This is a genomic window from Streptomyces sp. NPDC089424, from assembly GCF_044749345.1.
Classification (GTDB): Bacteria; Actinomycetota; Actinomycetes; order Streptomycetales; family Streptomycetaceae; genus Streptomyces.
The window spans coordinates 22,453-47,725 of sequence record NZ_JBIVHU010000014.1 but is presented as its reverse complement, the minus strand read 5'-3'; the positions used below and the strand labels follow the sequence as shown (position 1 = coordinate 47,725).

Genomic DNA, 25,273 nt, shown 5'->3' with positions numbered 1-25,273 from the left:
CTCTCCGCGTCACTCATGCCCGGCATGGTCCACCGCGCCACGGGCCGGGGGAACAGAAACGGTGAAATCGGCGATCATTCGTTGCAGGCGCGGGGCCTGACAACCACACACACGAGCGGGAGCCCCACCGCCATGCCCAACAGCGCAGCCGTCCAGGCTGAGATCGACGAACGCCGCGTAAAGCTCATCAAGCTCCGCCGCGTCCGCACGCCCTACGACAGCCCCGAGATCCTCAACCTCGGCTACAGCAGCGCCGACTGCGCCCGCAAGGACTTCTACCGCGCCGTCACCGCCCGCCGAAAAGCCACCGAGGCAGAGGTCGCCGACTACCGCGAGGAACAGAACGGCATCTTCGAAAGCCTCCTCGACGTCTACCTGCCCATCGCCCTCGGCGCCGACAACAGCGACCCCGACCCGAAGGTCGCCAAGCTGGTACTCGACACCCTCGAACGCCAGGCCAAGGTCAACGGATGGGAAGCCGCCCTCAAGGCCGAACTCTCCGGCCCCGGCGGAACCGGCATCCCCGTACGAGCCGAGACCATCAACGAGCTCCGTGACCTGATCCGAACCGCCGGCGACCCCGACGCAGACGACCTCTCGGACAACGAAAACCCCGACGGGGACCTGGATGACGACGGCGACAACGCCTGACCTCGACGCGGAAGGCAACACCGGTGTCACTCAGCAGGCCGAAGACTTCCTTCAGCTAGCCGCGGCCTACCGGAAGCTGAACCGGGCGCAGCGCCGACGTATCGCGGGCGCCGCCAGCCCTCAGACCCGCCGCGTCCTCGCCGACCTCGAACGCACCATGGCGCTGGAGCGGTCCCCGGGCTCCATGTCGGCGATCCTCACCGACGGCAAGGAGATGCAGGCCCGGCACTTGGACCTAATCGACCGAGTGTTCCGGGACATCGCCCGCGGCCACTCCCGCAAGGTCCTCATCACCATGCCGCCGCGGCACGGAAAGTCCCGGCGCGCCGCCCGGTGGGCACCCCTTTGGTACCTGTCACGGCACCCCAACCACCGCGTCATGATCGCCTCATACAGTGCGGACCTCGCCGACGACCACGGCCGCTGGATCCGCGACGCGATCGTCTCCTACGGCCCCCACGTCGGACTCCATCTCCACGCCGGGTCCAAAGCCGCCAACCGCTTCGACCTGGCCGACGCCGACGGAAACCGCCTCGAAGGCGGCCTCGTCACCGCCGGCGTCGGAGGCGGCCTCACCGGCAAGGGCGCGCACCTCGCCATAGTCGACGACCCGATCAAGGACGCGGCAGACGCCGAGAGCCCCACCATGCGGCGCCGACTGTGGGACTGGTGGACATCCGTCCTCAACACCCGCGTTGAGCCCGGCGGCAGCATCATCGTCATCCAGACCAGATGGCACGAGCAGGACCTCGCCGGGAAGATCCTCGAAGGCGAGGACGCCGACGACTGGATCCGCCTGGACCTCCCCGCGATCTGCGACACCGAAGACGATCCCCTCGGTCGGAAGGTCGGCGAAGCGCTCTGGCCGCTGCGCTACGGTCGCAAAGCCCTTGAGAAGATCCGCCGTGCCGTCGGGGAACGCGTCTGGTGGTCCCTCTATCAGCAGAAGCCACGCCCCCTCGAAGGCGGCGTGTGGAAGTGGCCGTGGATCACCGACAACCGGATCAGCGCCATGGCATTCCGTGGCGTCGACCTCACCCGTACCGTCGTCGCCGTCGACCACGCCGGCGGCTCCGATGACGTCAACGACGAAGTCGGCTTGTGCGCGGCCGGACGCGACCGGGCCGGCGAACTGTATCTGCTGGCCGACCGCTCCGGCCGCATGGGCGCAGACACCTGGGGCCACGCAGTCTGCCGCCTCGCCATCGAGTACCAGGCCGACGCCATCGTGGTGGAGGCGAACTTCGGCGGCGACATGGCCCAGCAGATCGTCCGCCAGGCGTGGAAGGACCTTGCCGAGCAGGGCGAGACGAACGGCATGCTGATGCCCGCGATCATCGAGGTCCACGCGAAGAAGGGGAAGCGGCTTCGCGCGGAGCCGATCGCGCAGATCTACTCCCAGGGGCAGGTCCACCACGTCGGGGAGTTCCCGCGACTGGAAGGCCAGATGGTCACGTGGCTGCCCGGCATGGACTCCCCGGACCGGATGGACGCCGCGGTGCACGCCCTGACCGAGCTCGCAGACCCCGCGCAGGAGGGCCTTGGGACGCAGCACTACAGCGACCAGCGGCTGCGCGGACGCCGGTAATGCCGTCTGACCAGGCATGATGCAATGCTGGCGGGTGGCAGATCACTGTTTAGCTGGCGGCGGAGCAATGTTTGACAGCTGTGAATCGCGCAACTTTGGTCGCGGATAAATTGCCGCAGATGGTGATTTCACGTCCCGTGAATCCGTATTGCTGCGATGAAAGTGCAGCGCCGTACGGACAAGTTGCCTACAGTGTCCGTACGGCCGATCCGCGTGGATGGGCCGACAACGGGACCGGCGGCCGACCTGGATGGCCGACCGCCGGGGTTTCGGTTGCCGTCAGACGAGGAGCGTACTGATCCACTGGGTCAGATCCAGGTGCAACTGGATCAGCGCGACCCACAGGAGCCAGCGTTCCATGTCTGGCGGCTTCTCGTTTCCGAGCACTGCGCACTCCGTCTTCTCGAACGTCCCTTCGACGATGGTCGAGAGGGGATCGGAAGTCTCCCTCCGATCTAGATCCGGAGGGCGATTCGAGGTCCGCAGAACCGTGGGAAGTAACTCTAGGACCAGCGGACCCCAACTCGGGCCCACAGGGCGAAACTTGCCAGCGACTGCGACGTCTCCCACATTAGATTCCGGGCATAAGTGCCCAACTAGGTCACCGTCGTGGGGTGCACCGGCCCCGGTCAAAGACCTGAACACCCCTTGGAGAGGGGAACGCCTTCCGCGCCCGCCCGTATCCTGATCACTAGGCGCGGGGCCTACAAGGTGAGGGAGTCGAGGTGGGCCTGCGCGAGGTCGTGATCCATGCCTGGTCGTGGCTGAACTACAAGCCCGTCTACTCCGGCGGCGACGCCCCCGGCATGCCCAACCGGCGGGCATTCCCCGAAGCCAACGCCATGTGGGTCCCCGAAGAAGATCAGAAGCGTCTCGCCGCGTACAAGCTGCTCGCCGCCTACGACAACAACCAGGCCGCCGAGCTCGCCGAAGTAGCCGGAGACATCCACGCCCGCGAGAAGCGCGAGTTCGGCGACCCCAGCATGTTCATCGACACCGTCATGTCGCACGTCCTTGGCCGCGACCAGACCATCACCGTCGCCGGAGCGGACACCGACAGCGAGCAGCCCACCCCCGAAGAGGCCATGGCCGCCCGCGTCCAGGACCTCCTGCGGGACTGGGCCAAAGCCGAACTGCTGACGATGCGGGTGCAGCAAACCGAACGGAAGGCCGTCACCCTCGGAGACGGCGTCTGCCGCCTCGCCTGGGAACCGGGCAAGATGCGGCCCGTCCTGCGCATCCACGACCCCGGCTTCTACTTCCCCCTCCTGCCCGAGGACGGCGACGCAGGCGACTACCCCACCAGGGTCCACTTCGCGTGGGAGCTGCCCGCCGACGAACGCCGCGGCACGAAGGCCCGGCTGCGGCGCATCACCTACGAACTCGACTGGATCCGCCCAGCGACCGCGTCCGGACTCGACGAGACAGGGCGGGCGGTCCGCGCCCCACTCCCGTCCGACGTCGCCGACCCCGACAACCCTGACGCGGAGGTCCCGCCGCCCCTGACCCCGGGGGACCTGTACTACCCGCAGACCGGGGCGATCGCCCGCCAGTACCCGTGGAACGACGGACCCTCCTACGTCACCTGCTACCTCACCGACGCCACCTGGGTGATGGAGGACATCAAGGGCACCCCCGACGTCGACAGTCTGCCGCTGGAGTCGGCGACGTTCGCGACCCGCGGAGACGGTGAAGTACTCGACCACCTTGACCTGATGATCGATTTCGTGCCGGTCGTGCACCTTCCCAACACCGTCCCCCCAGCGGAGGAACACTGGGGCCAGTCGTCCCTCGCCAAGGTCATCCAAGTGTTCGACGAACTGTCCTCGTCCGACACCGACTCCGCGAAGGCCTCCGCCACGACCGGATCCCCGATGATCGGACTGTGGGGCAAGGCCGCCGGCAGGGAACTCGAAGTCCGCGAAGTCGCCCCCGGCCTGGTCCTCAAGCTCGGCGAGGGCGGCGGCATGGGAGCCCTCGACACCAGCCGGAACCTCGCCGAACTCCGCGCGCACATCCACGACCTCGAAGACCGCGCGGCGAAAGTCGCACGCCTGCCCGCCGTCGCCCTCGGAACCCTCGACCCGTCCAAAGCCCCGTCCGGGTACGCCATGGAGGTCTCCCTCGGCCCCCTCGACGCGCTCATCGCGTCGATGCGCCTGGCCCGCGACCACAAGTACGCGCTGCTCCTGAAGTTCGTGCAGCGCCTCTACATGGCCGGGCAGCACCCCGACTGGGCCGGCGTCACCGTGATGCCCGCCCGTCTCGTGTTCGGCTCGTACAAGCCGACCGACAAGGCCTCCGTCCTCGAACTGGTCGCCACCGGCGTCGAGAAGGGCGTCATCTCCCTGGAGACAGGCGTGCAGATGCTCATCGAGGCCGGCTTCCCCATCGACGACGCCGCCCGGGAGATCGAACGCATCCAGGCCCGCCAGTTCGAAAAGGCCCGCCAGCTCGCAGACGCCACCAGCGACATGACGCTGGTCGGGGACTTCCTCGGCGTCACCGTCACCGAACCCGACCCTGCCGACGCGCCCCTGCCGCAACTGCCGCCCACAGGCGCAGACGCCGCCGGGGAAGACCCGACGGGACCCGGCGACGGGGCAGCGGCAGGGAGCGGGGGGAACACCCGATGAGATCTGTGCTCAACTTGGATCTAGGCGCGGGGCCTGAACTGTCCATGGGAGGACTGTCTGCAATGCGTGCCCCCACGCAGCACCGCCCCGGCCTCACCGCCGCCATCGGCTGGACCCACCCCTACACCGGCGTCCGCGCCCTCGGCGTCTTCTACAACGACGGCGGCAACCCACCCGCCGAGCCCGCCGCCCAGCCGAAGCCCGGACCGCCTCCCACCCCGGCGCCCTCAGCGCAGTTCACGCAGGACGACCTCGACCGCATAGCGGCCAAGGAGAAGGCCCAGGGCCAGCGGGCAGGGGCCCGCCAGGCCCTCGAGGACCTCGCCAAGGAACTCGGCTTCACCGACCCCGACGACGTGAAGACGTTCGTCGCGGCCGCCCGGCAGGCAGAGGACGCCAAGAAGACCGAGGAGCAGAAGCGGCAGGAGGAACTCGACCGCCGCGAGCAGGAACTCGCCGCCCGCGAGTCCGCCGCCATCGCCCGCGAGCGGGCCGCGATCCGTACCTCCGTCCTGGCCCAGCTCGGCGCCACCGGCACCGACCTCGACGACGCCCTCGCCCTCCTCGAACGCGACCTCCGCGACACCCCCGACGCCGACGAGGCCACCGTCCGGACCACCGCCGAAGCCCTCAAGGAACGCCGCGCCGCCCTCTTCGGCGCCGCACCCGCCCAGCAGCCCGGGCAGATGCCGCCCGCACCCGGCGGGTCACCGGCAGGCGGGCCCCCGCCCCGGCAGGCACCCACCTCCAAGCCCGGAAGCCGAGGCCTCGAAATGGCCCGCCTCCGCGGACACAAGCGCGACGCCGCCTAAGACCTCCCCGACCCACCGGGTCGGGGCCCGGGACCACGCCCTCTCCACGTGGACGCACACCCCGCAGGGGTGCCGCTGCCAACGCACGCCTGTTGCCATCAGGAGAAGGCCGTGAACGACTTCCAGCCCTACTCCTACACGGACAGCGTCACGGCCGACCGGCCCTGGCTCGCGTCCCTGGTAGGAGTCCAGGACACCAACACCATCACCCTCGACCTGACCAAGTTCACCGAGGGAACCCACTACGTGACGTCCGCGAACCCCCTGCTTCAGGGCCGCAACGTCATGAAGTCCGGCATCCCGCTCGGCAAGGTCACCGCCTCCGGCCTGTACGCCCCCTACTCGGGGCCCCGGTCCGAGGTGCAGACCGTCACCATCACCGGCGGACCGACCGGCGGCACCTACACGCTGACGTTCAGCGGACAGACCACCGCCGGCATCCCCTACAACGCCACCGCCGCGCAGGTGAAGGCCGCCCTCGAGGCACTGTCCAACATCGGCGTCGGTGACGTCGCCGTCTCCGGCGGACCCCACCCGGGCACCCCGGTCGTCGTCACGTTCGGCGGGCAGTACCTGTCCGACGACGTCGCCCAGATGACCGCGTCCGGCACGGGCCTGACCGGCGGCACCACCCCGGCCGTCGCCGTCGCCACCACCACCGCGGGCGGAGGCGCCTCCGCCACCGACGGCACCGAGGCCCTCGCCGGGTTCCTCGTCTCCCAGATCAGCTTCAACCCCGGCTCCACCAAGGCCGCCGGCGCGCTGCTCTGGCACGGCGAGGTCTACGCCGAGGACTGCCCCGTCCCGTTCGACCCGACCGACGTCGCCTCCACGGCACCCGGCGTCAACATCCACTACCGGACCCGATAAGAGAAGGAGGAGATCACCATGGAGGCTCTCGAGCTCCTCCTGCGGGACACCAACGACACCGACCTGACGGTGTTCGCCCGCCAGATGGACACCCCCGCGAACTACCGCCTGACCCGGGAAATCCTCCCCGAGCGCAGCGTCCAGGGCGTCCGCTTCCGCACCACGTCCGCGAAGCGGCGCGTGAACGCGGCCAAGTTCCGCGCCTACGACGCGCCGACCGCGCTCGCCAAGCGGCAGGCGGAGCGAGTCGTCAACGAGGGCATGCTGCCCGCCCTCGGCCAGACCCTGCCCATCTCCGAGATGGACCAGATCCTCCTGGACGTCGGCCACGGCTCCGACACCCAGCGCTACCTGGACCTGCTGTACTCGGACGTCGAGCGGCACGTCGAGTCCATCCGCACCGCACAGGAACTCGCCGCCGGCCAGCTCCTGGCCACCGGCACGGTCACCCTGCCCGGCATAGGACTCGACGTGAACTGGAACGTGCCGTCGGCGAACATGCCGACCGCGTCCGTCCTGTGGGACAACGCGAACGCGACCCCGCTGTCAGACGAGCGCGCCTGGATCGACTACCTCATCGACTCCGGCGCCCCCGCCCCGAAGATGGTCCTCACGTCCCGGCGCGCCCGCTCCATGCTGGCGTCCAACGCCGAGTACCAGATCGCGTTCTACGGGCAGAACGCCGCCAACAACCCCGGCACCACGCTGTCGCCGCCCGAGGTGGACGCCGTCCGCGCCCGCTTCGGTCTCCCGCCGATCGTCATCTACGACGTGCAGGTGTGGAACGACGACTCCTACCAGCGGGTCATCCCGGACAACCGGTGGATCCTCCTTCCCGACGTCCCGGCGTCGGAGTGGGCGGAGACCCAGTACGGCGTCACCCGCGAGGCCGCGAAGTTCACCTCCGGCACCAACCCGGCCCTCACCCGCGAAGAGGCCCCGGGCATCGTCGTCGTCACCAAGGTCGAAGACGACCCGGTGCAGATCTACACCCGCGGCGCCGCGATCGGCATGCCGGTTCTCTACGTCCCGGACATCCACATCTCGGCGACCGTCCTCGGGGCGTGATCCACATGGCCAAGCTCGCAAAGGCCGTGTTCGTTCGCGACCCGGACCGTCACCGCACCGTCCTGCTGCACGCGGGGGAGGAGCCCGAGCCGCGCCTGGCGGCCCTGGTCACCAACCCCGATGCGTGGGAGGACGGCCAGCTCCCCAAGGCCGTCAAGGAAGAGGAGGGGAAGTCCGACGCCGGCGACAGCGGCAACGACACCCCCTTGTCCGACAACGACGACGACGCCGACAAGCCGGCCGCACCCGCGGCCAAGAAGACCGCCGCGCGTAAGACCGCGGCGTCCAACCGGTCCCGGGGCCGGGACGCCGCTGACGAGGGCACCAGCGGCGACTAGCGGAGTGCGGGCCCGCCCCACGGTGGGGGCGCCACAGGCGGGCCCGCACCCCGCACCACCCTTCCCACACCCACCCTGGAGGTAGCCATGAATGACGACGTCAAGGCGTGGCTGCTCGCCCAACTCGGCTCCACCACCGACCTGACCGACCTAGAGGCCCGCTACACCCGCCTCAAGTCCGGCCGAGCCGTCGCGCTGGAAGTCCTCCGAGGACGCCTCGCCACGCTGCTTCAGCAGCCCAGCACCGTCAACGTGTCCGGCGTCGTCGCCGTGGGATTCGCCGAGAACATCAAGGCCTACGAACGGCAGATCCTGGCTCTCGAGTCCGGCGAGATCGTCGCCCCCGACGACCCTCCCGCCACCGATGACGAGGACGCTGCGATCGGCTACCTGATCCTGCGTGCAAGGCCCCGCCGATGACGACCCCTGTCCGGCGCCGACGCCGCACCCTCCGACAGCGCCTCCTCGCCTACATCACCGACGCCGTCAACCGCCTCAACCAGGCCTGGGCCATCCTCATCGGCGCGCAGAACCGCCTCCTGACCGCCCTCGCCCGGATCCGGCCCGGAAGGTCCTCCGGCACCGGCGCCGCCCTGCGTGCAGCGGTCGCCGCTTTCAACACCAGCCTTGCCGCGTTCGCCCGCACCGCTGGCGCGTTCGCCGAACGGTGGGCGTCCACCGACCTTCCCCTCATCTACCGCGAAGGCGCCTGGACCCTCCTCGACAACGCCGACCGCCGCCTCACGACCTTCACGTGGACCGGCCGGCACCAGGCTGCCGTCACTGCGGCGTCCGCGCAGTACTACGCCGACGTCAGCGCCCGTATCAGCGAGGCCCTGCGCCGCGCCCGGGCGTTCCTCCGTGCCGCCCAGGACGCCGCCCGCAGCACCGCCGCTCGGTTCGACGTGACCGCGCTGCGCCGAGACCACCCGCTGGACACCGTCGTCTACGCGAACAACGCCCGCCACCCCGTCGACGCGTGGGCGCGCGCCGCGATCACCTGGCAGGCCGTCACCACCGCCAACACGGCGGCCGCCCGCACCGCCCTGGATGAACTCGGCACCGAATGGGTCGAGGTCCGGGACGGGCACGGCTGTGGCTGGCGTGATCATCAGGATGAGGACAAGGCGGACCGCACCCTACGCACTGTGCAGGACGCCCTCGCTCATCCGACCAGCCACGCCCACTGTGTTCGCGAGTTCTTGCCCCGCCTCGACCTCATCGGCCGAACCGAGATCCGTACAGGAGCGCCCCTGTGACCGAGCCTCCAGCCGAGCCGCAGGCGCACGGCGTACGTATCGACGCCCAGCCCGGCCACGCCACCATCAGCATCGACGGAATTCCCCTACCGCCCGGGCAGGTCACCGGCTATACCCTTCAGCACGACGTCAACGGCGGACTCCCGCTTGTCGTTCTCCACACCCGGCAACCCGAAGGGGCCGCGTTCGAGGGCCTCGCCCGCGTCGCTGTCGGCGTCACCGACACGCCCGCCGACATTGTGGCCGGGTTCCTCGCCCAGATCGACCCCGCGGCACTCGAGAACGCCGCCTTGAACCGGGAGGACCTCGGCGGGGAAAAGCACGACCTGACCCGCGCCATGCTCTCGCAGTTGGCCGACTACGCGAGAGGAGCCGGGTAGTGGCCGGCCTGGACGCTGCCCTCGCAGGGGTCGTCACCTGGATCGAGGGCAACCTGATGGTGGACGTCGTCCGCATCACCCGCCCCGTGGCGGGGGATCCCGTCCTGGACCCGGACACGGGCCGGCTGACACCGCCCACGCCGGACCTCATCTACGAGGGGATCGGCGGCGTCATCGCCGCTGGCGCGCCGGGCGGCATCAGTTCCCTGCCGTCGGCGACGCTGCCGTGGGCGGAGGAAACCATGTCTCCGGCACGCCTGTTCACGCCCCTGACGGCGCCGATGCCAGCACGGGACGACCTGGTCACCGTCGTCACCGTCCACAACCCGCAGAACACCGCGTTGATCGGCCGGACCTGGTTCTGTCAGGACCCGGGCCGCGCCTCCAGCATCGAAGTCGTCCGCATCACCCCCCTCGACATGCGGCAGGCCCCCCGAACGCAGGGAGGTGCCTGATGGACCTGGACGACCTGGCGGCCCGCCTGGACGAAGCCGCCGACCGGATCGGTGAGGTCACCGAACGCCGCATCCGCCACGTCGGTGCCGTAGGTGCGGCGAGGATCAAGCAGAACGCGTCGGGCAGGCCGGGACCGAACGTCATCACCGGCCAGTACAGGGCGTCCTGGCGGTCCGAGACCCGCGGCATCCCGTACGGCGCGGAGTGCACCATCGGCACCAGCGCGCCGCAGGGACGCCGCCTCGAGTTCGGGTTCTGGGACATGACCGACAGCATCGGCCGTCACTACTTCCAGCCGCCTTTCCCGCACGTCGCGCCCGCCCTGGGCTTCATCAAGGACACCTTCCACGCGCAGATGCGCGCCGCGGTCGGGGAGGTTCTGTCGTGATTGAGAAGCGGTTGGTCACCGGGTGGGTGGCGGCGACGCTCGCGGCAGCGTCGGAGATGCCGGTAGGGCGCGGCCGGGCGCCAGCGTCCGGGGACTCCCCGCCGTACTACCTGCTGTACAGCGTCGACACCGCCGTGGGCGGGCCGCCGCTTGCGGACATGAGCGAAGACGGATCGTTCGTCTACCAGATCACCTCAGTGTCCGGGCCGGACCCGCACGTCCCCCAGTCCGTGGCCGACCTGGACCAGCTGGAGTGGATGGCCGACAAGGCCCGCACCACGTTCCTGGGCCGCGACCCGGGGACTGGGCTGTGGCTGCACCCGCTCACCGTGCCCGGCCTGTCCTGCATGACCCGCTCCCTCGACGTCGAGTGGGGCGGGACACCTGGGGGAACGTCCGAGCAAGAAGCTGGAATCATGACCTACGTACAGAGGTTCAGGTTCAACCTGACCCCTACCTGAGCCTGACGGCTCAGTTGAACCGCACCGCGGCGGGACCCCACGCGGACGCCACCACAACAGGTGGCCGCCACACCGACACGTGTAGCAGGGGCCCCACGAGCCCCTATCCGCGAGGGGCCAAACTCATGGCACGGTTCAACCGCAAGGGCACCACGAAGATCCACTACCTTCCGACGATCGCCGCGACGACGCTGATCCCCACCGGCGCCGAGATCACCGCAGGGACGGACTACACCCAGCAGATCAACGCCATCGACGGATGGTCGCTGGAGAACCAGCCGATCGAAACCCCGGACATGGCGTCCACGTTCGTCTCGAAGATCGGCGGCGACGACTCCGCGGCCGACTCCAGCCTCACGTTCTACGAGGACTCCACCCTCGACGACATCGAGACCGACCTCGCCAAGGGCACGTCCGGTTTCATCGTCATCTTCTCCAAGGGCCTGGTCGCCGCGAGCAAGGGCATGGACGTCTTCCCCGTCACCGTCGTCTCCAACTCGAAGGCGTACACGACGGACAACGAGGCCGCGAAGATCACCGTCCAGTTCACGATCACGAAGCGGCCCCTGTTCAACGGCACCGTCCCGACCCTCACCTGACCCGGCCCGGCAGTACATCCCACCAGCCCCCGGCCGGGCCCGTGGCGTACACGGGAAGGGCGCCACGCGCGCCCGGCCGGGCCTTCCCCCTCCGGAGACCCGCATGACCAGCACCTGGGAAGCCCTCGAGAAGCGCCTGAACGCCGTCAAGCCGCCCGTCAGCGTGTTCAAGCTGTGCACCCTCACCGACGTCCGCGACCGCTACCTCACCGCCAAGCGGGAAGCCGAGCAGGCCGACCGCCAGCAGGCGCTCCTGTCCAAGGACGCCGACCCCGACGCCCGTGCCGTCGTCGAGGAGCAGGCCAAGAAGGCCAAGGCGGAGCTCGAGGACGCGCAGAAGGCGTACGACCGGAACACCATCGTGCTCCGCTTCCAGGGCCTGGAACGGCAGCAGCTCGAGGAGCTCCTGGCGAAGCACCCGCCGAGCGAGCACGACGAAGCGAACGGCTCCGAGTTCGCCGAGGACTCCTTCATGCCAGCCCTCATCGCGGCCGCGTCCCTCGACGGCATGCCCGAAGAGGCAGCCGCCCGGTACATGCGGACCTGGACACCGGCCGACGCCCGCGCCCTATGGAACGCCGCCTGGTCGGTGCAGCACACCCAGCGGACCGACCTGGGAAAAGGCTGATCGATGACGCCGACTTCCGTTCCCAACTGGAGCTCTGCCACAAGTGGGGCATCCCCCACAGCAGGTTCCGCGGGCACGGAGACGGCACCTGGACCGACCTCGACCGCCGGAAAGCCCTCGCCTACTCCCACTACCTCAAGACGCTCTGCCCGACCTGCGGGACCCGAGCCGACGAGTGGGACGAAGCGGCGGGCGGCGACGAGGACGCCTACCGGGCCACCACCCACCGCTGCATCGGCTGCCAACTCCTCCAGGACCGGCAGAAGACCATCCCCGCCGGCGACGAAGGGCACGGCGTACAGGTCGCCCTGATCCCGTCCAGCGTGGCCGCAGCCCTCGAAGTCCAGAACAGCCACCCGCACTAGCCCAGGAAGGAGCCCGCGATGTCCTCTCAGTGGAACTTGAGTGTCCGCCTGACCGGGCAGGGCTCCGACCTGGCCCGCACCCTGCGATCCACTTCCCGCGACGCCCGGGCGGCCTCCCGCGACGTCAACGCGCTGCGCCGGGACCTGACCCGGCTCCGCAACGAGGCCCGCACACCCATCCGCGTCCGTATCAACGTCGACGGCACCCGCCTCCGCAGCGACGTACGGGCCGCGCTGACTGCCGCCGGTACCGGCCAGGGCCTTGGGGTCCGTCTCGGGATCGACGCAAGCCAGCTCCGCTCCGATGTCACCAGAGCACTTGCCGCCGCCGGCGCAGGACAGGGACTCCGGGTACGGCTCGGTATCGACGCCGCACGGTTGCGGTCCGACGTCAGAACCGCGCTCACGGCCGCCGGCTCCGGGCAGGGCCTGGCCGTCAACCTGCGTCTCGGCAACGCCATGGACCTGCGTCGCGAGGTCGAAGCCGCGGTGCGGTGGGCCGCCTGGGGGCACCGCATCACCATCCCCATCGGACTCGCCGACCCGATGCAGCTGCGCCGCGACGTCACCGCCGCCGTGCGGTGGGCGCAGATGAACCAGGTCATCCGGCTTCGTGTCGACGCCGACACCAGCGGCCTCGGCGACCTGACCCGGACCCTCCGCGCCGGAGGCGGCAGCAGTGGGGGAGGACTCCAAAGCACCCTGCGAGGCCTGCTCCTCCTGGCCCCCGCCGTCATCCCGCTCGTAGCAGGCCTGTCGACCAGCCTGGCGCCGCTGCCGGGTGCGTTCGCCGCCGCCACCATCCCCGCAGCCGCGTTCGGCGCCGCTCTCGCCGGGCAGATCGGCCCCCTCACCGAGGTCGCCGAAGCACAGACCAAGTACGAGGACACCGTCCGCGAGCACGGCAAAGCGTCCGCGGAAGCGATGAAGGCGCAGATCGCCTACCAGCGGCTCCTGTCCGAGCTTCCGCCCGAGGCGCAGCGCGCCGCGATCGCCGTGTCCGGGCTGAAGGACAATTTCTCCGACTGGTCGGACGACATGGCCCGCTTCACCATGGAGCCCGTCACCCACAGCATCGCCATCCTCGACACGCTCATCCCGCGCCTGACCCCGCACGTTCAGACCGCGTCGACCCAGCTGAACCGGCTCATCGACGTCGCTGGTGGCGCCGTCGACACCCCAGGCTTCGACGCGATGGCCGACCGGTTCTCCGACTTCACTGACCGGCAACTCGACGAGATGACCGACGGCGTTATCCACTTCCTGCGGGTGCTGACAGAGGGTGGCGCCATCACGAGCGGCCCGATAGCCGAGTTCATGGCGTACGCCAAGCAGAACGGGCCCGCCGCCAGGGAAGCGCTGCGGGCGCTCTCCGACGCCCTGGTGACGCTCCTGCGGGGCGCGGCGGAAGCCGGACCGGGCCTGCTCACCCTCATCACCTATGCGGCGAAGCTGGTAGCGGCGTTCCCGCCCGAACTGATCGGGATCATCCTTCAGGTCGCGACCGCACTGAAGCTGCTCCAGCTGTCCGGCGCCGGTTTCGCAGCGCTCGCGGGTGGCCTCGCCGCGGTCCGCACACAGATAGCCACGCTGGGCGCCGCGTCCGCGGCGGCCGGCGGCGGCCTGGCAGGGTTGCGGGCCGCGTTCCTTGCCCTCGGTACGGCCGCCCGCGCATCGGTCATCGTCGCCGGGATCGCCGCCCTCGCCTACGTCCTCATCAAGCTGTCCGATGTCGGTAAGAAGGCCCCGCCGGACGTCGACAAGCTGACCACGTCTCTGCGGCAGCTGGGCTCCACCGGGAAGACCACCGGCGAGGCAGCGCGGGCGTTCGGGAAGGACCTGGAGGGCCTCTACGACAGCGTCCGGTCGCTGACGGACCCCTCGAGCACCGACGACGTGCAGCAGTGGATCGTCAGCATCGGCGGGCTTGCCGACTGGGACTCCACCCCGGTCAAGGAAGCCAAGGAGAACATCGACGCCATCGACAAGTCGCTGGCGAACCTGGTGAAGAACGGCCAGGCGGACCTCGCCCGCGAAGCGTTGAAGAAGCTGTCCGCGGAGTACGGCAAGGGCGGCCGCGACACCAGCGAGTTCACGGACCGGCTCGACGACTACAAGTCCGCGATGGCCGACGCCGCCTTTGAGGCGGAGTTGGCGGCGCAGTCGCAGGGCCTGTTCGGGCGGGCCGCGCAGGCCACGCAGGCCAAGCTGGAGGAGCAGAAGCGCAGCGCGGACGGCCTGCGCCAGTCGATCCAGGCTTTGAACGACGTCAACCGGGCCGCCGGGTCGGCGATGTCCGCGTTCGAGCAGTCCATCGACGACGCCACCGAAGCCGTCAAGGACCACGCCGGCGCGCTGAAGATGCGCGACGGGGAACTGGACCTGGGATCGGAGAAGGCCCGCGAGGCGGAGAAGGTCCTGTCCGAGCTTGCCGCGAACACCGATGCGGCGGCCGCGGCAGCCCGCGACCAGGGCAAGTCGTGGGAGCACGTCAACGGCATCATGAGCGACGGCCGGAAGGCGTTCATCGACGCCGCGGACGGCATGGGCCTGACCCGCGCGCAGGCCGAAGCCCTCGCCGACTCCTACCTGAAGATCCCCGACAAGAAGTCCACGCTGCTGGAGATGCGCACCGAGGACGCCATCACTGGCCTCGACTCGGTCATCGCCGCGATCAAGCGGACCCCGGACGCGAAGTCCGTAACGGTCAAAGCCCTGACCACGGACGCCCAGTCCATGCTGGAAGACCTCGGATTCAAAGTCGTCCAGCTCAAGGACGGCCGTTTCAAGGTCACCGCCGACACGAAAACCGCGAAGGACTCCCTCCACTCGGTGAAGCGGGTCCGTGACGGCCTCCAGAACAAGACCATCACCATCAACGCGACCACTCAGGACGCCATCACCGACCTGGAAGCGGTGAAGAAGAAGGTCGCGTCCACCAACGGCAAGACCATCACGATGAAGGCGCCGACCGCGGAGGCCCGCAAGCAGCTCGAGGCCCTCGGCTTCAAGATCCGGGACACCAAGGGCAAGAACGTCGTCATCACCGTCCCGACCGGCAGCCAGCGCGCCAACGTCGGTGCCCTCGCCTCAGCGATCGCCAGCCTGAGGAACCGGTCGGTGACGGTCACCTACACCACCGTGTACCGCATCCAGGGCAGGCCCGGCGGGCCCCCGTCCGGCACCTACCACGGGTCCACCGCCGGCCGGTCCGCCGACGGCAACATCTACGGCCCCGCCCGCGTGCAGCGGTTCGCGGACGGCGGCATGCGGGAAAACCACGTCGCGCAGATCGCCCAGCCCACCTACCGGATGTGGGCCGAACCCGAAACCGGCGGCGAGGCCTACATCCCGTTTGCGCTGTCCAAGCGTCCCCGATCCCGGGCGATCGCCGCGGAGACCGTGCGGCGCCTCGGCGGCGACCCGCGGTCCATCTCCTGGCACGCGGACGGCTCCGTCACGGACTGGCGGTACGACCCGTCCACCGGGTCCCTGTACTCGCCGTCCGACGCCGGGCAGGCCGGCCGGAAGACCCGGAAGGTCAAGGGCAAGGAACAGTCCTACTTCGACCTCGGGGCCGTCGAGCGGAAGCTGAAGAGCGCCTCGGCTGCCACCCGCGCCTGGAACGCCGACCTTGAGCGGGTCGCCGACCGAGTCGGCGTCGACGTGGCACAGGCCCTCGCGTCGATGGGCGCGGAAGGCGTGAAGCTCGCCGACAAGATGGCGCGCGGCTCCACGAAGTACATCAACGAAATGGCCGCCGCCCTCCGAGGGCTCCAGGCCACGGCGAAGGCCTCGCTCACCGACTACACCCGCGAGCTCGGCGCAGCGAACAAGGTCAACCAGACGTTCGCGAACAACCTCGCCAAGCTCGCCGGACAAGGCTACGGCGACCTCGCCGCGCAGCTCGCCGAGCAGAACGACGAGACGGCACAGCAACTCGCCGCGGCCGCGGTCCGGGACCCGAAGAAGGCCAAAGCAGCGAACGCCCAGGTGACTGCCGCCGGGAATACCCTCACCCAGGATGAGCTGGCAACGCTGGTCGCCATCATCGCCGCGGTGAAGACGAAGACCACCGGCATGCACGACGTGTCCGGCTCCACCGGCATCGGCGAAGACGTCATCATCGCCGTCGCCAACAAGGCGAAGGGGCAGTTGTCGTCGGCTCTGGGACCGAGGTCCCCGCGGTTCCTGTCCGACCTCGCCAAGGCCAACGCGGGGAAGGCGTACGCGAACGGCGGTATCCGGGCCGGGATCTACGCCACCCAGTCTGGGATCATGCGCTTCGCGGAGCCGGAGACCGGCGGCGAAGCCTTCCTCCCGCTCGGGTCGAACAAGCGGCGCAGCGCGATGCCGGTTCTTGCGGACGTGGCGCGTCGCTTCGGCGTCGGGTTGACCGATGGCCAGGCAGGTCGTCCGGTCGTCGTGGTCCAGGGCGGCGACACCATCACCGTCCCCGTCACGAACACCAGCCCACGGGCGACCGCGTCCGACATCGGCGCCCAGGTCGGCTACCAGTTCCGCCGCGCGAAGAGGGGAGGTGTGGCTGCCCATGCCGGAGCTCGCTGACTGGCAGTACGACATCGGAGGCGTCGTCATCGGCGCCGGCACCAGCGTCCAGGTCCGCGAGACCGCAGGCTTCGGCCGCCCCCCGGTCCGCGACTCCGACGTCGACCAGCCCAGTTCGGACGGGCAGTTCGCCGGACCCGACTACTGGTCCGGGCGGCAGGTCCAGATCGACGCCGCGATCAAGATTCCCGGTGATGCCGCGGCCTGCCACGACATGGTGGCCAACCTCGAGGCCGCGACGGACGCCAGCTCGGTCCGCCTGGTCGCCGGGCAGGGCATGCCGTTCCGGGTGAAGCGGCCCGGCAGGCCTGTGAAGCGGCTCACCGTCCGCACCCGCCGCCTGGCACCCGAGTACCGGCAGGTCATCCACGGCTACGTCCCCCTGGACATGGAGTTCCTGGCGCACGACCCGACCTGGTACGCGGATGAGGAGTCCACCACCGAGATCCCCCTGGGATGGCTGACCGGCGGAGGGTTCGCCGCCCCGGTAACCGCGCCGATCTTCGTGCAGTCCGGGACCACGGCCGCCGACCGGCCCGGCTGGGTCCACAACGCTGGCAGTGCCGACACGTGGCCCGTCATCCGCATCACCGGGCCCTGCGCCAACGTCACCGTGATCCACGTGCCGACCGGGCGGACCCTCGCCCTGCCCACCCTCAACTTGGACGCCGGGCAGTGGGTGGAGATCGACACTCGGCCCGGCTACCGCACCGTCACCCGCGAGAACGGCGGCAACGCCAACTATCTGTCGCCGGCATCCCGCATCGACCTGTTCTCCCTGCCTCCGGGCACGTCGGAGATGCGCTGGACCGCCTTCGACTCCACGAACACCGCCCGCCTGCGCATGACGTGGCGCGACGCCTACACAGCCCTCTGAGGAGAGAGCCATGACCTTGTTCCCGCGGCCCATCCTCACCGACGGGGCCACCCACCCAGCCAGCCAGTTCCGGATGCTGGTCCGCGACCTCGCCCGCGGCGCGGAAGGAATCACCGAAGGCGACGACCTGAAGGTCACCCAGCGTTCCACCCCAGGTGGGGGAGTGACCGTCGGCGACGGGTCCGGGGTCATCCGCGGCCGCGACGACGCCTTCCAGGGCACCTACTCGGCGTGCAACGTGGGTGCCGTCGATGTCGACATCGCCGCGACCGGCGGCAGCCCACGCTCCGACATGGTGATCCTTCGGATCGAAGACCCCGAGTACACCGGCACCCTGGACCCCGAGGTTGCCGAGATTGCCTACTTCCAGGTCATCTCGAACGTGTCGTCGTCGGCGACGGCCATTCCCGACAGCCGCACCGGGATCCCGCTCGCCCGGATCGACATCCCGGCGTCCACGGCCACCATCACGAACGCGATGATCACCGATCTGCGGACGGTAGCGAACCCGCGCCGTACCCGGCAGATGGAAACCAGCAGCCCAGCAACTGAGAGCGCCCTCATCGGGGCGTCCACCACCTACTCCTACTTCTCCACCGAGGCGGGGAAGAACTTCTACGTTCCCGTGTGGGCGACGAAGGCGCGTATCCGGATCGACGTGTCCCCGATCAAGTACAGCGTCAACAACTTCTCCGGGGCCCTCGCCGCCACGTTCGGGTCGTCCCTGACGCTTCAGGCGATCTCCCTGGACGACAACCAGGGAACCGGCATCCGCAAGCAGCCCGCGATCGTCGCGGACACCCTGACCATTCCTGACGCCTACCGCGGCACCACCCAGCTCCTGCGGGCACGCGCCAACGGCGGCTCCGGGAACCCGGGCCGGATCAGCGTCACCAACTACACCGCATTTATCTACGACGTCGAGTTCGAGGAGGCACCGCGGTGACGGCACCTGCCCCGGACCGGGTCCTCACCCGCAACGTCCTCACCGGGGCGTGGCTGTCGACGGCGCTCCCGGTCACGGACCTGGAGTACGGTCCGGAACTGTCCGGGCCGGGCGAGCTTCGCGGCGTGCTGTCGCCCCGGCTGATCGCATCCAACCCATCTGTGGCGGACCCGGGGACCACCGAAATCTTTGTGGAGTCCGCCGGGCAGATCGAGTGGGGCGGCCTGGTCTGGGACGTCCGCGAGCAGGGCAACGAATACCGGATCGAGGCGGCGTCGTGGTCGTCGTACCTGATGAAGCGGTTCGACCTGGACGGCGAGCACGGCGGCCGTGGCCCCTACACGTTCGCCGACCGCTGTCAGGTGATCCGCAACATCTGGGAGTACGCGCAGTCCATCCCGGACGGCAACCTCGGCGTCACCGTCGACTCCACCACCTCCACCAGCAAGGTAGGCACGCCTGAGGAGGTGTGGCACTCCAACTGGTGGGATCTGAAGTCCCTCGGCTCCCAGGTCGACGACCTCGTCTCCGAGCAGGCCACGCCCGAGTACACGTGCGTCACCACCTGGAACGCCGCCAAAACCGACGTGGTGAAGCGGATCAAGCTGGGGTGGCCGCGCCTCGGGGCCCGCCGCCGCGACATCGAATTCTCGAGCGGCGTCAACATCATTGAAGAGCCGGAGAAGGCCCGCGCCGGCGACGACTACGCGCAGGTTGTCATCGGCACCGGCGCAGGCGACGGATCCGCGAAGCTCAAGCAGGTCAGCGCGGTCCGTAACGGCCGGCTTCGCCTGGAGCACGTCGCGGACTACCCGGAAGTCTCCGGCAACGACGTCCTCAAGCAGCGCGTCGAGTGGGAGAGGGCGTTTCGGCAGTCCCTGGGACGGGTCGACCAGGTCACCCTCCGCGACACGCCGGCCGCCCCGTTCGGGTCGTGGCAGGTCGGCGACGACGTCTACACCCGCATCCACAACGCGTGGGGGTCATACACCGGCTGGTGCCGTGTCACCGGATGGAGGATCAACCCGACCGCGCCGGGCGGCCGTCAAGCCGTCGTCAGCCTTCAGCCGTCCGCGATGTACACCTACGGGGGTCAGTGACCTTGGATATCGGCCGGATCCTTCAGCAGCTCGAGGCGCGCATCGCCCGCGTGGAACGCTCCGCCCGCCTTTCGCACGCCTCGCTGGACAATGCGTCGATCGTCGTCACCGACGGCACAGGAGCGGTGCGGGGCCGGATCGGGATGCAGCCGGACGGCACCATCGGACTGATAGCGCAGGACGGCCCCCCACCTGGCGCGCCGTCCGTGCCGGTCGTCGTCCCGTCCATCGGTGGGCTGCGTGTCGTCTGGGACGGCACCCTCGCCGACGGCAGCACCCTCCCGTCGGACTTCGACCACATCGCCGTCCACGTCTCCACGAGCAGCGGCTTCACCCCGTCCGCGGCCACGTTCGTCGGCACCATCACCCGGTCCGGTGAGGGCGGCATGCTGCCCGTCACCCCCCTCCCGTACGACGCCCACTACGTCGTTTTGATCGCCGTCAACAGCTCGGGGATCGGCGGGCCCGCCTCCGCAGAGACCGCAGCCACTCCGGTGCAGGTGACGGGTCCCGACCTCACCGCTGGGTCCGTGACGGCCGCGAAGATTCAGGCCGGCGCGGTACAGGCCGACAAGCTCGAGGCCGTCCTCCAGTTGGTGACCCGAATCGTTGCCGGCGACCCGGACGGCGCCCGGGTCGAGCTGAACGAAGACGGGCTACGCGTTTACAACAGCTCTGACGAGCTGGTCATCCAGTTCGACTCCGCCACTGGGGACGCTGTCTTCACCGGCACCATCGAAGGATCCGTCATCACCGGCGGAAGCCTCACCGGTACCGAGATCCAGACCGCCGCGTCCGGCGAGCGGATCACCCTGAACGAAGCCGACGCCAACAAGATCCTCGTGTACGACGCCAGCCGGGCCGTCGCTGAACTGTCCGCGCTCGGTCTCGCCCTGGTCGGTACCGGCGGCGCCCTCATGGTCCTCGACCCGAACGCGACCTACCCGAACATCCGCCTCACCAACGCCGGCCAGACCAACGACGCCGTCATCAACGTCGTCGAGACGAACACCGGCAACGCCGACCTTGGCCTGAACTCAGGGATCTTCTCCGGCAGCGGCCACACCGACATGAAATGGCGGACCTTCCTCGGCGGCGACTTCGCCGTCGTCGAACGGCTCCGCGAAGGCGACACCGGCGTCGTCATCGGCGGCCGCATCCACCTCCTCCACAACACCGCCTCCTTCGGATACCTGGACACCACCGGCGCCACCAGGAACGCCGACACCATCTACAGCCCCGGCCTCGCCATGACCCGGGCCCGCGCCCTGATCCAGCCCGGTGTCGGCGACTCCAGCACCCTGCTCTTCCTCCAGCCCGGCCCGTCCCACACCGGGCCGATCCTGCGCTACTTCGACCCCGACGCTTCGGTGTACCGCTTCGCCCTCGACAAGGCGGGCAACGTCGACATCAACGGCATCCTCACCGCGGGGAACGTAGCCGCCGGACGCATCACGATCACCCCATCCGGCGCGAACGTGCCGACCTCCGGGAACGTCACCGGCCTCAACCTCAAGGGCACCAACATCCGTGTTGTCGCCACCGCCGTCAGCACCGGCCCGGGCACCGTCGTCACCGGCGTCTCCACCACCGGCTCCTCCGCCACCGGATTCACCATCTGGGTCACCCGAGCCAACACCACCGGCTCCACCTCCGTCGAATGGATTGCGTACGGCACGCCATGAGCCAAGAACCCGAGTACGAGCAGATCCCCGCCAGCCCTGACGCTACCGAGGGGGAGCAGCCGCCCAACGAGCCGCCCCCTGTCGAGGGCGACCCGCTGCCCGAGCCGCAGCCCGAACCGGACCCGGAGACGGAAACCCCGCCGCCGCCGGACCCGCCGCCGACCCCGATCACCTTCGAGCCGGCCACCTGGTACCAAGTCACCTCGGTGTGCGTCACCTCCACCTGCGTCAACTTGAACACGACGACGACGGAACCGGAGATCTACTCCAACGCCGGGACGGTCCGCATGATCTGCGGGCTGTGCGGACAGCTCCGGCCGATCCTCGCCGCGACCAAGCTGAACCCCCAGCCGAACTACGACTAGCGGCGTTGGGGCTGGGGGAACGTCTGAGCCTGGCGCCCTTACGCTGATCACGGGGCGACCCTCCGCCCGCACGCTCCACCCCCGAGGGACGGCCGCACAGCAGCGGTCCGCCACACCATTCACCTGGGCGCGGGGAGATCCAGGAGCACCGGGCGATGCCCGAGCCGACCACAGCAGCGGACGAGACGACGGCTGCCCGGAAGAAGACCGACGCTCCGGAGCCCACCCCGGCCGCAGTCACCGAACCGGGCAGCGACCTCAGCCTTTGTGAGCCCTACCCGGGCGAGACGTTCTTCCACGGCGGCCGCCACAGCCCGGTCATCGTCGCGATGGCCCGCCGACTCGAAGCCGAAGACTGCGGCGACGGCCGCTACCTCGGCGCGGACTGGACAACGGCACACCGCGACGCCTTCGCGTGCTGGCAGCGCCAGCTCCGCCCCAAGGGAGCCGGCGACGTGTCCGGCATTCCCGACGAGACCGCCTGGGACCGCCTTCGCGTCCCGCGCGTCACGCCCCTTCCCAAGGAGACCTGATGGCACAGCCCATGCCCGCCTCCACGTTCGCGTCCATCCTGCGCGCCGAAGGCCTCACCGTCGTTGAGGTAGGCGACTGGGAGACCCACAACCGCAACAGCAAGGGCCCGTGGGGTCCGGTGCACGGCGTGATGATCCACCACACCGTCACCAAGGGCAGCAAGGACACCGTCGAAATCTGCCGTAAGGGCTACTCCGGTCTCCCCGGCCCGCTGTGTCACGGCGTCATCACCAAGGACGGCCGCGTCCACCTCGTCGGCTACGGCCGCGCCAACCACGCCGGCCTGGGCGACGACGAGGTCCTGCGCGCGGTCATCGACGAGAAGGCCCTGCCCGCCGACAACGAGGCCACCGTCGACGGGAACCGGCACTTCTACGGCTTCGAGTGCGAGAACCTCGGCGACGGCAAGGACCCCTGGCCCGCAGCACAGCTGGAGGCCATCGAGCGGGTGTCCGCTGCGATCTGCCGCCACCATGGCTGGTCCGACCGGTCCGTCATCGGGCACCTGGAGTGGCAGCCCGGCAAGGTCGACCCGCGCGGCTTCACCATGGCCAACATGCGGGCCCGGATCGCCGACCGCGTCGACGACGACAAGCCCACCGCCCCGAAGCCGGCCACGCCGAAGCCCACGGCCCCCAAGCCGCTGCCCACGCCGGCCAAGCCCGTCGTCGACCTGTCCCAGTTGGTCGCCGCGGCCCGCTCCAACCCCGCCCGAAGCGGCACCCCCGTCACCTACAGCGGGGTCCGCACCGTCGAGGTCGCCCTCGTCGACGCAGGGCTCCTCGAGAAGAAGTACTCCGACGGCCACTTCGGGACCAGCACGATTACCGCCTACCGGGCTTGGCAGCGCCGTTGTGGCTACTCCGGCAGCGACGCCGACGGCATCCCCGGCAGGACCAGCCTGACCAAGCTCGGCGACAAGTACGGCTTCCGAGTCGTCGCCTGAAATCCCCTTCCACAAGACAAGGACCCACATCATGAAGTCCACCACCCTCTTCGGGCGGGAGCCCGCAGTCTGGGCCGGAATCGTCGCCGTCGTCGTGCAGTTCGTCGCCGCTTTCATCGTCGACGTCGACCAGAACACCCAGACCGCGGTCAACGCCGCCGCAGCAGCGCTCCTCGGTCTCCTCGTCGCTTTCAAGGTCGGCGACGGGCAGGTCGCCGCGCTGACCGGCTTCGCGCAGGCGGGCCTCGCCCTCGGCATGAACCTCGGCCTGGACTGGTCCGCCGCCAAGCAGGCCGCCGTCATGGCGTTCGTGACCGTCGTCGCGCAGGCCTTCGTCCGCACGCAGGTCACCGCACCGGTACCGGCTGCCGCCGTGCAGCCGGCTAAGGCCTGAACTTAGGAGCCGCCATGGGTGACGAGCCGACCAACGGTGAGCTGGCTCGTCGCCTCGACGCCGGGTTCGACGACCTCAAAGAGGACATGCGCGCCCTCACGGCGCGCCTGGACACGAAGGTCGACGCCAGTCTTCTGGCCCTGCAACAGCAGGCGCAGGACGACCGGACCGTAGCACTCGCCACACGCGTGACCGCCATTGAGGACGATCGAGCCCGTGAGGCAGAGCGGCGTCAACAGGAACAGCGCGAGCTGGAGAACCGCAGGGCGGCCGATAAGCGGCTGATTCTGACGGCGCTTGTCGTACCCGTTCTGCTCCTGCTCTTGCAGGTGTACCTGGCCAGTAAGGGGTCGAATTGACGTGAGGGAAAGCCCGGCAGTGTCCCGCAGACGCAGACGTCGTACAGACGTTGTCTGGGTCGGCGGGGTCACGCTGCTCCTTCTGGTCCTGGGCTGGATCGTGATCACGATGCGGGATCTGTCTGGCAGTCTCCACGACGCCAACGTGGCCCGCGATGCACTGGCTCAGCAGGTACGTGACCTAGGCGGAACACCAGTCACGGGGGAGCAGGGCCAGCCGGGCAAGGATGCGACCGGCGCGCCCGGCGAGAAGGGCGACCAGGGGGATCCGGGGCAGCCCGGCCCTTCGTCTACGGTCCCCGGCCCCACAGGTCCCGCCGGACTTCCCGGCGCCTCCGGTGCCCCAGGAGCCGATGGAGCCCCCGGCGCCGACTCGACGGTCCCCGGCCCTTCCGGCGCGCCCGGGCAGCCGGGACAGAACGGCCAAGACGGAGCCGACGGCCAGGACGGCCAAGACGGGCAGGAAGGACCCCCGGGCCCGACATGCCCGGACGGGTACAGCCTCCAGCCCGACCCGGACGACCCCGACGCCCTCATCTGCCGACGCACTGGCGCCACAACCGACCCCAGCCCCACCCCCACCAGCAGCCACACCGCGTCGACCACACCCAGCAGCACCGGACTCCTGCCCGGCCTGCTGGCCCTGATCGACCGCTGACGAAAGGAGCCGTCATGGCCGCGCACCTCCCTGCACGCCGCCCCCGCCATGACTCCACCCCCCTCATCGCTGTCGTAGTCGGCATCGTCCTGGTCCTCGCGGCGCTGCTGGTGTGGCAGTCGTCCGAAGCGCAGGACCGCCTCTCCACACTCCGCAGCGGCCAGGTGACCGGAACAGCGCAGCGCACCGACACCCAGCAGCTGACGTGCGCCCTGTGGGCCGTCCTCCGTGACGACGCCACACGCGAAGTACCCACCGAGGTACGCACCGCGGCAGACAAAATCTGCGCCACGGTTCCGACGCCCACACCTGCCACCACCCCCTGAACCACCTGTGAGATG

The 25,273-nt window shown here is 69.6% G+C and carries 27 protein-coding genes; all 27 read left to right on the top strand.

Features of this window, described 5'->3' with window-relative positions:
- Positions 1 to 132: 132 nt before the first annotated feature.
- On the top strand, positions 133 to 651 hold the full coding sequence (locus ACIP2X_RS37915) for a hypothetical protein (RefSeq protein ID WP_401682972.1): 519 nt from the start codon (positions 133 to 135) through the stop codon (positions 649 to 651).
- Positions 629 to 2,239, top strand: coding sequence for a terminase large subunit domain-containing protein (locus ACIP2X_RS37910; protein WP_401682969.1), 1,611 nt, complete (start codon positions 629 to 631; stop codon positions 2,237 to 2,239). The genes ACIP2X_RS37915 and ACIP2X_RS37910 overlap by 23 nt, the downstream gene beginning before the upstream one ends.
- A 725-nt stretch (positions 2,240 to 2,964) precedes the next feature.
- Positions 2,965 to 4,875: a hypothetical protein gene (locus tag ACIP2X_RS37905; RefSeq protein ID WP_401682966.1), complete on the top strand. Its 1,911-nt coding sequence runs from the start codon at positions 2,965 to 2,967 to the stop codon at positions 4,873 to 4,875.
- Positions 4,876 to 4,937: 62 nt separating this feature from the next.
- On the top strand, positions 4,938 to 5,687 hold the full coding sequence (locus tag ACIP2X_RS37900; protein WP_401682963.1) for a hypothetical protein: 750 nt from the start codon (positions 4,938 to 4,940) through the stop codon (positions 5,685 to 5,687).
- 111 nt (positions 5,688 to 5,798) lie between these two features.
- The gene (locus ACIP2X_RS37895) at positions 5,799 to 6,557 is read left to right on the top strand and encodes a hypothetical protein (RefSeq protein WP_401682960.1); all 759 of its coding nucleotides are present in this window, start codon (positions 5,799 to 5,801) and stop codon (positions 6,555 to 6,557) included.
- 18 nt (positions 6,558 to 6,575) lie between these two features.
- Entirely contained in the window at positions 6,576 to 7,625 is a 1,050-nt protein-coding gene (locus tag ACIP2X_RS37890) for a major capsid protein (protein WP_401682957.1), read from the top strand.
- 5 nt (positions 7,626 to 7,630) lie between these two features.
- A complete protein-coding gene (locus ACIP2X_RS37885; protein ID WP_401682954.1) occupies positions 7,631 to 7,963 on the top strand; it encodes a hypothetical protein in 333 nt (110 codons plus the stop codon).
- Between the two features lie 87 nt (positions 7,964 to 8,050).
- Positions 8,051 to 8,383, top strand: coding sequence for a hypothetical protein (locus ACIP2X_RS37880; RefSeq protein ID WP_401682952.1), 333 nt, complete (start codon positions 8,051 to 8,053; stop codon positions 8,381 to 8,383).
- Positions 8,380 to 9,222 (top strand): hypothetical protein, encoded by an 843-nt coding sequence (locus ACIP2X_RS37875; protein WP_401682949.1) that lies wholly within the window; start codon positions 8,380 to 8,382, stop codon positions 9,220 to 9,222. Before ACIP2X_RS37880 ends, ACIP2X_RS37875 begins: the two co-directional genes overlap by 4 nt.
- Positions 9,219 to 9,602 (top strand): hypothetical protein, encoded by a 384-nt coding sequence (locus ACIP2X_RS37870; RefSeq protein WP_401682946.1) that lies wholly within the window; start codon positions 9,219 to 9,221, stop codon positions 9,600 to 9,602. The genes ACIP2X_RS37875 and ACIP2X_RS37870 overlap by 4 nt, the downstream gene beginning before the upstream one ends.
- Positions 9,602 to 10,057 (top strand): DUF6093 family protein, encoded by a 456-nt coding sequence (locus ACIP2X_RS37865; RefSeq protein ID WP_401682943.1) that lies wholly within the window; start codon positions 9,602 to 9,604, stop codon positions 10,055 to 10,057. The genes ACIP2X_RS37870 and ACIP2X_RS37865 overlap by 1 nt, the downstream gene beginning before the upstream one ends.
- Positions 10,057 to 10,446, top strand: a complete 390-nt coding sequence (locus tag ACIP2X_RS37860) for an HK97 gp10 family phage protein (RefSeq protein WP_401682940.1) — start codon at positions 10,057 to 10,059, stop codon at positions 10,444 to 10,446. Before ACIP2X_RS37865 ends, ACIP2X_RS37860 begins: the two co-directional genes overlap by 1 nt.
- Positions 10,443 to 10,907 carry a hypothetical protein gene (locus tag ACIP2X_RS37855; protein WP_401682937.1) on the top strand — a complete coding sequence of 155 codons (465 nt, stop codon included), beginning with the start codon at positions 10,443 to 10,445 and terminating at the stop codon, positions 10,905 to 10,907. The genes ACIP2X_RS37860 and ACIP2X_RS37855 overlap by 4 nt, the downstream gene beginning before the upstream one ends.
- Before the next feature lie 125 nt (positions 10,908 to 11,032).
- Positions 11,033 to 11,506 carry a hypothetical protein gene (locus tag ACIP2X_RS37850; RefSeq protein WP_401682934.1) on the top strand — a complete coding sequence of 158 codons (474 nt, stop codon included), beginning with the start codon at positions 11,033 to 11,035 and terminating at the stop codon, positions 11,504 to 11,506.
- 103 nt (positions 11,507 to 11,609) lie between these two features.
- Complete coding sequence (locus tag ACIP2X_RS37845; protein WP_401682931.1) at positions 11,610 to 12,134, top strand: hypothetical protein; 525 nt, start codon at positions 11,610 to 11,612, stop codon at positions 12,132 to 12,134.
- Complete coding sequence (locus tag ACIP2X_RS37840; RefSeq protein WP_401682928.1) at positions 12,077 to 12,499, top strand: hypothetical protein; 423 nt, start codon at positions 12,077 to 12,079, stop codon at positions 12,497 to 12,499. The genes ACIP2X_RS37845 and ACIP2X_RS37840 overlap by 58 nt, the downstream gene beginning before the upstream one ends.
- Positions 12,500 to 12,517: 18 nt before the next feature.
- On the top strand, positions 12,518 to 17,068 hold the full coding sequence (locus ACIP2X_RS37835; protein ID WP_401682926.1) for a hypothetical protein: 4,551 nt from the start codon (positions 12,518 to 12,520) through the stop codon (positions 17,066 to 17,068).
- Positions 17,052 to 17,945, top strand: a complete 894-nt coding sequence (locus ACIP2X_RS37830) for a phage distal tail protein (protein WP_401682923.1) — start codon at positions 17,052 to 17,054, stop codon at positions 17,943 to 17,945. Before ACIP2X_RS37835 ends, ACIP2X_RS37830 begins: the two co-directional genes overlap by 17 nt.
- 10 nt (positions 17,946 to 17,955) lie before the next feature.
- Positions 17,956 to 18,891, top strand: coding sequence for a hypothetical protein (locus ACIP2X_RS37825; RefSeq protein ID WP_401682920.1), 936 nt, complete (start codon positions 17,956 to 17,958; stop codon positions 18,889 to 18,891).
- Positions 18,888 to 19,991, top strand: a complete 1,104-nt coding sequence (locus tag ACIP2X_RS37820) for a hypothetical protein (RefSeq protein WP_401682917.1) — start codon at positions 18,888 to 18,890, stop codon at positions 19,989 to 19,991. The genes ACIP2X_RS37825 and ACIP2X_RS37820 overlap by 4 nt, the downstream gene beginning before the upstream one ends.
- A complete protein-coding gene (locus ACIP2X_RS37815) occupies positions 19,988 to 21,676 on the top strand; it encodes a hypothetical protein (protein WP_401682913.1) in 1,689 nt (562 codons plus the stop codon). Before ACIP2X_RS37820 ends, ACIP2X_RS37815 begins: the two co-directional genes overlap by 4 nt.
- Positions 21,673 to 22,041, top strand: coding sequence for a hypothetical protein (locus ACIP2X_RS37810; RefSeq protein ID WP_401682910.1), 369 nt, complete (start codon positions 21,673 to 21,675; stop codon positions 22,039 to 22,041). Before ACIP2X_RS37815 ends, ACIP2X_RS37810 begins: the two co-directional genes overlap by 4 nt.
- A 155-nt stretch (positions 22,042 to 22,196) precedes the next feature.
- Positions 22,197 to 22,574 carry a hypothetical protein gene (locus tag ACIP2X_RS37805; RefSeq protein WP_401682907.1) on the top strand — a complete coding sequence of 126 codons (378 nt, stop codon included), beginning with the start codon at positions 22,197 to 22,199 and terminating at the stop codon, positions 22,572 to 22,574.
- Positions 22,574 to 23,521, top strand: coding sequence for an N-acetylmuramoyl-L-alanine amidase (locus tag ACIP2X_RS37800; RefSeq protein ID WP_401682904.1), 948 nt, complete (start codon positions 22,574 to 22,576; stop codon positions 23,519 to 23,521). Before ACIP2X_RS37805 ends, ACIP2X_RS37800 begins: the two co-directional genes overlap by 1 nt.
- A 31-nt stretch (positions 23,522 to 23,552) precedes the next feature.
- Entirely contained in the window at positions 23,553 to 23,915 is a 363-nt protein-coding gene (locus tag ACIP2X_RS37795) for a hypothetical protein (protein ID WP_401682901.1), read from the top strand.
- Positions 23,916 to 23,929: 14 nt separating this feature from the next.
- Positions 23,930 to 24,274 carry a hypothetical protein gene (locus tag ACIP2X_RS37790; protein WP_401682898.1) on the top strand — a complete coding sequence of 115 codons (345 nt, stop codon included), beginning with the start codon at positions 23,930 to 23,932 and terminating at the stop codon, positions 24,272 to 24,274.
- Between the two features lie 672 nt (positions 24,275 to 24,946).
- Positions 24,947 to 25,258 carry a hypothetical protein gene (locus tag ACIP2X_RS37785; RefSeq protein WP_401682895.1) on the top strand — a complete coding sequence of 104 codons (312 nt, stop codon included), beginning with the start codon at positions 24,947 to 24,949 and terminating at the stop codon, positions 25,256 to 25,258.
- The last annotated feature ends 15 nt before the right edge of the window (positions 25,259 to 25,273 follow it).

Coding starts and splice junctions, on each gene's coding strand:
- ACIP2X_RS37915 (WP_401682972.1), top strand. CDS start 133: ATGCCCAACAGCGCAGCCGTCCAGGCTGAGATCGACGAACGCCGCGTA.
- ACIP2X_RS37910 (WP_401682969.1), top strand. CDS start 629: ATGACGACGGCGACAACGCCTGACCTCGACGCGGAAGGCAACACCGGT.
- ACIP2X_RS37900 (WP_401682963.1), top strand. CDS start 4,938: ATGCGTGCCCCCACGCAGCACCGCCCCGGCCTCACCGCCGCCATCGGC.
- ACIP2X_RS37890 (WP_401682957.1), top strand. CDS start 6,576: ATGGAGGCTCTCGAGCTCCTCCTGCGGGACACCAACGACACCGACCTG.
- ACIP2X_RS37885 (WP_401682954.1), top strand. CDS start 7,631: ATGGCCAAGCTCGCAAAGGCCGTGTTCGTTCGCGACCCGGACCGTCAC.
- ACIP2X_RS37880 (WP_401682952.1), top strand. CDS start 8,051: ATGAATGACGACGTCAAGGCGTGGCTGCTCGCCCAACTCGGCTCCACC.
- ACIP2X_RS37875 (WP_401682949.1), top strand. CDS start 8,380: ATGACGACCCCTGTCCGGCGCCGACGCCGCACCCTCCGACAGCGCCTC.
- ACIP2X_RS37860 (WP_401682940.1), top strand. CDS start 10,057: ATGGACCTGGACGACCTGGCGGCCCGCCTGGACGAAGCCGCCGACCGG.
- ACIP2X_RS37850 (WP_401682934.1), top strand. CDS start 11,033: ATGGCACGGTTCAACCGCAAGGGCACCACGAAGATCCACTACCTTCCG.
- ACIP2X_RS37845 (WP_401682931.1), top strand. CDS start 11,610: ATGACCAGCACCTGGGAAGCCCTCGAGAAGCGCCTGAACGCCGTCAAG.
- ACIP2X_RS37840 (WP_401682928.1), top strand. CDS start 12,077: ATGGAACGCCGCCTGGTCGGTGCAGCACACCCAGCGGACCGACCTGGG.
- ACIP2X_RS37835 (WP_401682926.1), top strand. CDS start 12,518: ATGTCCTCTCAGTGGAACTTGAGTGTCCGCCTGACCGGGCAGGGCTCC.
- ACIP2X_RS37830 (WP_401682923.1), top strand. CDS start 17,052: ATGCCGGAGCTCGCTGACTGGCAGTACGACATCGGAGGCGTCGTCATC.
- ACIP2X_RS37825 (WP_401682920.1), top strand. CDS start 17,956: ATGACCTTGTTCCCGCGGCCCATCCTCACCGACGGGGCCACCCACCCA.
- ACIP2X_RS37810 (WP_401682910.1), top strand. CDS start 21,673: ATGAGCCAAGAACCCGAGTACGAGCAGATCCCCGCCAGCCCTGACGCT.
- ACIP2X_RS37805 (WP_401682907.1), top strand. CDS start 22,197: ATGCCCGAGCCGACCACAGCAGCGGACGAGACGACGGCTGCCCGGAAG.
- ACIP2X_RS37800 (WP_401682904.1), top strand. CDS start 22,574: ATGGCACAGCCCATGCCCGCCTCCACGTTCGCGTCCATCCTGCGCGCC.
- ACIP2X_RS37795 (WP_401682901.1), top strand. CDS start 23,553: ATGAAGTCCACCACCCTCTTCGGGCGGGAGCCCGCAGTCTGGGCCGGA.
- ACIP2X_RS37790 (WP_401682898.1), top strand. CDS start 23,930: ATGGGTGACGAGCCGACCAACGGTGAGCTGGCTCGTCGCCTCGACGCC.
- ACIP2X_RS37785 (WP_401682895.1), top strand. CDS start 24,947: ATGGCCGCGCACCTCCCTGCACGCCGCCCCCGCCATGACTCCACCCCC.